The organism is Stenotrophomonas sp. 2YAF22 (assembly GCF_052114665.1).
Classification (GTDB): Bacteria; Pseudomonadota; Gammaproteobacteria; order Xanthomonadales; family Xanthomonadaceae; genus Stenotrophomonas; species Stenotrophomonas indicatrix.
On the sequence record NZ_JBFRFE010000251.1, the window covers coordinates 1 to 5592 of the forward strand.

Annotated in this window: 7 protein-coding genes and 1 pseudogene; all 8 read right to left on the reverse strand. The window is 69.8% G+C overall.

Translation table 11 applies throughout. The features are described 5' to 3' along the window. Positions 1-680, reverse strand: a pseudogene (locus AB4Y84_RS11470) (type II secretion system secretin GspD); the annotation flags it as partial. Between the two features lie 9 nt (positions 681-689). Then, positions 690-1472, reverse strand: coding sequence for a hypothetical protein (locus tag AB4Y84_RS11475; RefSeq protein ID WP_363729748.1), 783 nt, complete (start codon positions 1470-1472; stop codon positions 690-692). Then, positions 1462-2181: a type II secretion system protein GspM gene (gene gspM, locus AB4Y84_RS11480; RefSeq protein ID WP_425518182.1), complete on the reverse strand. Its 720-nt coding sequence runs from the start codon at positions 2179-2181 to the stop codon at positions 1462-1464. Before gspM ends, AB4Y84_RS11475 begins: the two co-directional genes overlap by 11 nt. Further along, positions 2156-3325 carry a PilN domain-containing protein gene (locus tag AB4Y84_RS11485; protein WP_442244686.1) on the reverse strand — a complete coding sequence of 390 codons (1170 nt, stop codon included), beginning with the start codon at positions 3323-3325 and terminating at the stop codon, positions 2156-2158. The genes gspM and AB4Y84_RS11485 overlap by 26 nt, the downstream gene beginning before the upstream one ends. Continuing rightward, positions 3322-4185 (reverse strand): general secretion pathway protein GspK, encoded by an 864-nt coding sequence (locus tag AB4Y84_RS11490; RefSeq protein ID WP_117309501.1) that lies wholly within the window; start codon positions 4183-4185, stop codon positions 3322-3324. Before AB4Y84_RS11490 ends, AB4Y84_RS11485 begins: the two co-directional genes overlap by 4 nt. After that, a complete protein-coding gene (locus AB4Y84_RS11495; RefSeq protein ID WP_442244687.1) occupies positions 4182-4814 on the reverse strand; it encodes a type II secretion system protein J in 633 nt (210 codons plus the stop codon). Before AB4Y84_RS11495 ends, AB4Y84_RS11490 begins: the two co-directional genes overlap by 4 nt. After that, positions 4811-5230, reverse strand: a complete 420-nt coding sequence (gene xpsI / locus AB4Y84_RS11500; protein WP_025876704.1) for a type II secretion system protein XpsI — start codon at positions 5228-5230, stop codon at positions 4811-4813. The genes AB4Y84_RS11495 and xpsI overlap by 4 nt, the downstream gene beginning before the upstream one ends. Then, a partial coding sequence (xpsH, locus tag AB4Y84_RS11505) for a type II secretion system protein XpsH (RefSeq protein ID WP_442250151.1) occupies positions 5227-5592 on the reverse strand: 366 nt, incomplete at its 5' end. The genes xpsI and xpsH, both read right to left, overlap by 4 nt.

Below are 5592 nucleotides of genomic sequence, written 5' to 3' on the forward strand. Positions count from 1 at the left end.
CCGCCAAGGGTGATCACGTTGCGGCCGCTGTCGACGTTGACGATGGCATTGGGCCGCGCATACGGCTCCAGTACCTTCTTCATCTCCGTGGCGGAGATGAACTGCAGCGGCACCACGCGCACTTCGAAACCGCGTGCGCTGGATGCCGGCGCGGTGCTCGGCGCCACGGTGCCGGCCAGTGCCTGGTCGGCGGCGACGATGTTGTAGCGACCACCGCTGTAGACCATGCGGGCGTTGTTCCAGCCCAGCACCATCTCCAGCAGGTTCAGTGCCTGTGCCGGCGACACCGGCTTGGGCGTGGCCAGCGTCACCGTGCCCTGCACCCCCGGGGCGATCACGTAGTTCTGGCCGAGCATGTCACCGAGGATGGCCTTGACCACCGCGTGCACCGACTCGCCCTCGAAGTTGAAGGTGGCTTCGCCGGAGCTGGCCGCATGCAACGCGGGCGACGGCTTGCGCGCGGCCTCGCGGTTGATCATGGTGCCGGTGCCGCGACGGATCACCGCCTGCGGCGTTCCCTGGGCTTGATCGGCCGCTTCGGTCTGCGCATCGGTGGCGGCCTGACCGGCGCTTGCCGATGGCTGCAGGTTGCCGTTGCGTTGCACATGCGGGGCCGACACGGTGCTGCAGCCGACCAGCAGTGTCAGGGCAAGGGACCAGGGAAGAAAACGCAGATTCATGCATTCACTCTATCGGTTGGTGCCATCGCCCGGGGGCGGCGACGGTTGTTGCTGCTGTTGCTGCAGCTGACGGCGGCGGGCCTGGATGCGTTCGCGGATGGCCTGCATCTGCGCTTCGCTGGGACCGTTGGTATTTGCAGGGGGTGCGGCGGCTGCGGCCGGTGCAGGCGAGGCGGGAGCCACATTGCCATCGGCGGCACGGGGGTTGGGCAGGGTCTGGCTGGGCGTTGGCTGTGGCGGCGGAACCACCGCGCCGGGCACAGGCGGTGTGCCATTGGCCCCGCGCAGCGCGGTCGGCGCTTCACCGCCCTGGCCATTGAACACGGCCAGCTCCAGCACTTGGCTGCCACTGGAGCCGATCACCGTGGCCTGGCGCGGTTCCAATGCGACCAGTTGCCAGCCATCGACTGCATCGCCATTGAGGCGCAGGCGCAGCGACCGGCCCTGCTCGGTGGTGAAGGTGGCCATGCTGAAATCACGGGTCATCAGCACGCCGGTCAGGCGCAGCGCGGGACTGGCGGCCGCTTCGCTGCCCCCCAGCAGATACGGGCGCGGCTTGCGGTCTTCGGCAAACAGGGGCCGTTCGCTGATCACGCTATAGCTGTCTGCGCCGGCCATGCGTTCGGGCGCCAGCACGGGCAGCGCCGGCAACGCGGCCTGCGCGTCGCCCTCTGTGCTGACCGTGGGCAGCTGGCTGCCCAGCCCGAAGCCGGTGGCCAGCCAGGTCGCCGCAGCCCATCCGGCCACCGCCAGCAACAACCCGGTGCGCAGGTTGATCTGCTCAAGCTTCATCGGCCACCTCCTGCGCATCGGCAGCAGGCTGCTCCGCTGGTGCAGGTACAGGTGCCGGCGGCGACACCACCGGCGCCGCTGCAGGCGGTGTGGCCACGGGCGCTGTGGAGGAATCGGCGGCAGCACCCGGCAACAGGTAGCCGGCCAGCTCGAAGGACACATCCAGGCCGAGGCCGGATTCGTTCGGCGATTGCTGGAAGCGCTGCGCGATCAGGTTGAGGTTGTCCACGAACAGGCGCGGGCTGCCGGTCTCCAGACTGTGCAGCACGGTGGCCAGTTCGGCCACGCCACAGCGCAGGCGCACCTGCATGGCCACGCGCACGAAGGCGGCATCGCGACGGTTGTCGCTCAATGGGGTGCGGTTGCTGATGGTGCAGCTGCGGTTGCCCGGGCTGGCCATCGCCACCGCATCCTGCAGGCGTGCGCCGAGCGCGGCCGCAGCGGCCTCGGCGGTGGCTTCCTGCAGGAAACCCGGGCGCTGCTGCAGGGCGTCGCGGGTCGCGCGCAGCCGCTGTTCGATCTGCGGCTGCTGCTGCAGCTGCGCCTGCACGCGCTGCTGGCGCTCGCGCAGGGCAGCGGCATCGGCATCGATCGCGCGCAGCGGCTGGGTGAACCACGGGTGCACCAGCAGCAGGTAGGCCAGGCCCAGCACTGCCAACAGCAGTGCCAGTGCCAGCCAGCGGTCACGGCGTGCGCTTGGCATCGGCATTGGCCGCCTCCGTGGTTGCAGTCGGGGCGGGTGCCGGCGCCGGTGCTGCCGAAGGCAATGGCTGCAGCTCGGCGGTCAGGGTGAAGCGGTCGCGGCCACTGGCGGCACCGTCAGCCTGCAGCACGCCGGTGAGATTGACCTTGCGCCACTGCGGCGCGTCCTGCAGCAACGGGACCAGCTGAGATGCTTCGCTGCTGAGGCCGATCAACTGCAGGCTGTTGTTCTCGATCGCCAGTTTTTCCAGGTAGGTGCCATCGGGCAGGCGTCGGGTCAGCTCGTTCCAGACTTCGACGGTACTGGCGCGCTGGTTGCGCTGTGTTTCCAGGAACGCCGCTCCATCCAGCAGCGCCTGCAGCTGGCTGCGTTCGCTGGCCACGCCACGCGCACTGCGGGCGCTGCGCTCGACGTCTGCGCGCAGCGCATCGACGGCGTCACGACGGTTGTCCAGCAGCTGCATCGCCGCCAGCACCAGCATCACCAGGGCAGCCATGGCAAGCAGCAGATTCCAGCGCCGCATCGGGTCCGGTCGCTGCTGACGCTGCGCGGGCGGCAGCAGGTTGACCTGCAGCGCGCGGCCCTGGGCATCGATCGCATCGACACCGGCCAGCACGTCGGCCCACGCTCCGATCTGCGCGCGCCAGTCATCCAGCTGGCGCAGCGGCCAGGCCACCAGCTCCACCTGCAGCAGGCCTTCGCCGGCACTGCCCAGCTCACGGATGTCATAGCTGACCTGGCTGGCTTCGAACGGTGTCTGCCGGTCGATCTCGTAGCCGACCACCGCACGCAGGCGGTCAGCGGCTGCGGCAGGCAGGCGCAGAGTACGCCGCAGGACCTGCCCGGCCGGCAGCAGCCACACCCGTGGCAGGCTGCGCAGGCGCAGCTCCAGCACGCGGTCCAGGTCCGCCGGTTGCAGCGGCCATGGAAGGCGGGCTACAGGCTCGAGGCCGTCACCGGTTTCGCGCCAGACCTGCAACTGCCCGTCTTCGCACTGCAGCAGCAGGCGGGTCTGCGACCAGCCCAGCGCCCATTGCCAACGCATCGGCACCCAGGCCAGCAACGACTGCCGCCACCAGCGCAGGAAACGGCCGGCACCGGGGCCGATCTGGCCCTGCACCTGCCGCAGACTGTCCTGCCACGCCGTCATCTTGCTGCCATTCCCTGCTCCCAGCGAAGCACTGTGTAGGTCCGGCCGGGCACCCCGCCCGATCCGTTGCGCACCACCGCCTGCAGCACCGACAGGCGTCCGCTGCCGTCAGTGGCGCGGGACTCGATACTATAGGTGCCACTGCCGCTGGCAAGCGCCGATGCACCCGCAGCGTTATCTCCGTCACGCTCCTGCTGGGCGCGTTGCGCCAGCAGTTGTTCCGCATCCAGGCCCATTGCGGTCAACACCGGGCCACTGGCGAAGCGTGGATCCGGTCGCGCCTGCCGGCTGTAAAGCGTCAGGTGCGGCAGCATCGCGGCATACAGCGGCCCGCGCATCCCCAGCACCCGCTGCAGTTCGCCCAGGGTTTCAAAGCGCTTGTTGCGCGGGCCATAGGGCAGGCCTGCGGCGGCGTACTCGGGCGCTTCGGCACCACCACCGGGCTGCAGCAGGCTGTCTTCGTCGCGCCAGTCGATGATCGCACCGGCCAGCTGCCTGGCGCTTTCTGCTGGCTCGCCCAGTGCCTGCATGAATGCGGACAGCAGGGCCGCATCGGCCAGGTTGAGGTTGATCTTGCCGTTCTCGTCCAGCACCCGGATCTCGATGCGGGCGTCGTCGAACTGCCAGCGATAGGCCCGGCCGTCGGCCTGCCACGGTGGACGCTGCGGGTCTGGCTGCAACCGCAGCAGCGCGTACTCCAGGCCCGCACGGGCGCGCTCCTGGCCGCGTGCATCGTCACCGAGCACCCGCTGCTGCAGGTGTTCGACCCGTGCGCTGAGCGCAAAAGCGCCGACCAGTGCGGTCATCAGCGCGATCAGCCACAGCACCAGGACCAGCGCGGCACCACGTGGACGCTTCATCGCGCGCCTCCGCTGCCGCCAGCCCGCAGTGCCACCACCAGCGGCGGCCATGGCGTGCCCCGGGTTGGCACGATCTGCACCTCCACCAGCAACGGCAGGCGACGGGTGTCCTCCCAGCGTGGCAACCATTCGGTCAACTGCCCGTTGCTGGCGTCGACACCGCGATAGCGCAGCCTTACGTCCTTCAACTCGTCCGCCAGCACTTCGGGCGGGCGCGGCGGGTTCTCTTCGATGCGCTCGCCTTCCTGCAGCAGCACCAGTTCCAGCAGCAAGCGGCGGTGGCCGGCTGCGCCATCCACCTGCAGCGCATGCAGGTAGGGGCCGCCGCGACCGAGATAGCCCGGCAGGTCGGCAACGAACTGCATGCCCTGATCGTCACCCTGGAAGAACACCGGTTCGCGGGTAGGATCGGGCACTTCCAGCGGGCTGCGCAGGGCGCTGGCGAGCTGGCGCCGCAGCAGGGCCTGCACTGCGCGCATGCGTTCGCTCTGCGCGGCAATCTGCTCACCGCGCTGGCTGATCGCCATCGCCGAGCGCACGCTGGCGAACGCCAACGCCAGGCCGCCTGCCAGCAGCACCGTGGCCAGCATCACTTCGATCAGGGTGAAGCCCCGCGCGCGGCGCCTCATCGCGCATTCTCCAGCGCGGGCGGCAACAGACGCAGGCTGCGCCAGCGCAACTGCTCGCGCTCGCTGTCGCCCCAGCGCACTTGCAGCTGCAGTTCCGCCAGCCAGGGTGCGCCCGGCGACTGCGCAGCGGGCAGTGCACCACTACGCGGCTCGGCCCAGGGCTGCACCTGCAGCTGCCAGTGATAACGCCCCTGCTCCCACTCGCCCTGCTGGCTGCCGGCCTGCAGCGGCGCTTCCACGCCGGCAGCGGCCAGCAACGATTGCGCGTGCAGCACCGCGCGCGTGCGCAGCTCGGCATCGCGCACCTGCCGCGCGCCACCGGACAGGCTGCCCAGCAACAGCGTCAACGCCAACCCGAGCAAGGCGAAGGCAACGATCACTTCCAGCAGGGTGAAGCCACGGGCGCGCGACCTCATTGGGCCCGCCACGGTCCGGAACGGACTTCACCGGTCAACCAGCCCACATCGATGCGCCATTCGGCGCTGTCCAGCTGCAGGCGGATGCGGCCGCCACTGGAGCCGCCGTCGGGATGGAATTCGATCACGCCCTGGCCGGGCGCAGTGGCCAGCTGCGCGGCACCTTCGAACTGCACCTTCAGCTTGGCCGGCACTTCACCGTGGCGCTGGCTGGCGCCCTGCCAACGATGCTGCGCCGGTTCGATCACGAAGCGCTGCGGTTCGCCGCGGGCAATGGCCTGCGCGCGCACCATGCGCAGCTGGTTGGCGATGTCCTTGCCGGCACTGCGCAGCTGCATGCCGGCAAAGCCGCGCGACATGCC

Bases quoted from the DNA above. Each gene is read 5' to 3' on its own strand.
- AB4Y84_RS11475 (WP_363729748.1), bottom strand. From the start codon at position 1,472: ATGAAGCTTGAGCAGATCAACCTGCGCACCGGGTTGTTGCTGGCGGTG.
- gspM (WP_425518182.1), bottom strand. From the start codon at position 2,181: ATGCCGATGCCAAGCGCACGCCGTGACCGCTGGCTGGCACTGGCACTG.
- AB4Y84_RS11485 (WP_442244686.1), bottom strand. From the start codon at position 3,325: ATGACGGCGTGGCAGGACAGTCTGCGGCAGGTGCAGGGCCAGATCGGC.
- AB4Y84_RS11490 (WP_117309501.1), bottom strand. From the start codon at position 4,185: ATGAAGCGTCCACGTGGTGCCGCGCTGGTCCTGGTGCTGTGGCTGATC.
- AB4Y84_RS11495 (WP_442244687.1), bottom strand. From the start codon at position 4,814: ATGAGGCGCCGCGCGCGGGGCTTCACCCTGATCGAAGTGATGCTGGCC.
- xpsI (WP_025876704.1), bottom strand. From the start codon at position 5,230: ATGAGGTCGCGCGCCCGTGGCTTCACCCTGCTGGAAGTGATCGTTGCC.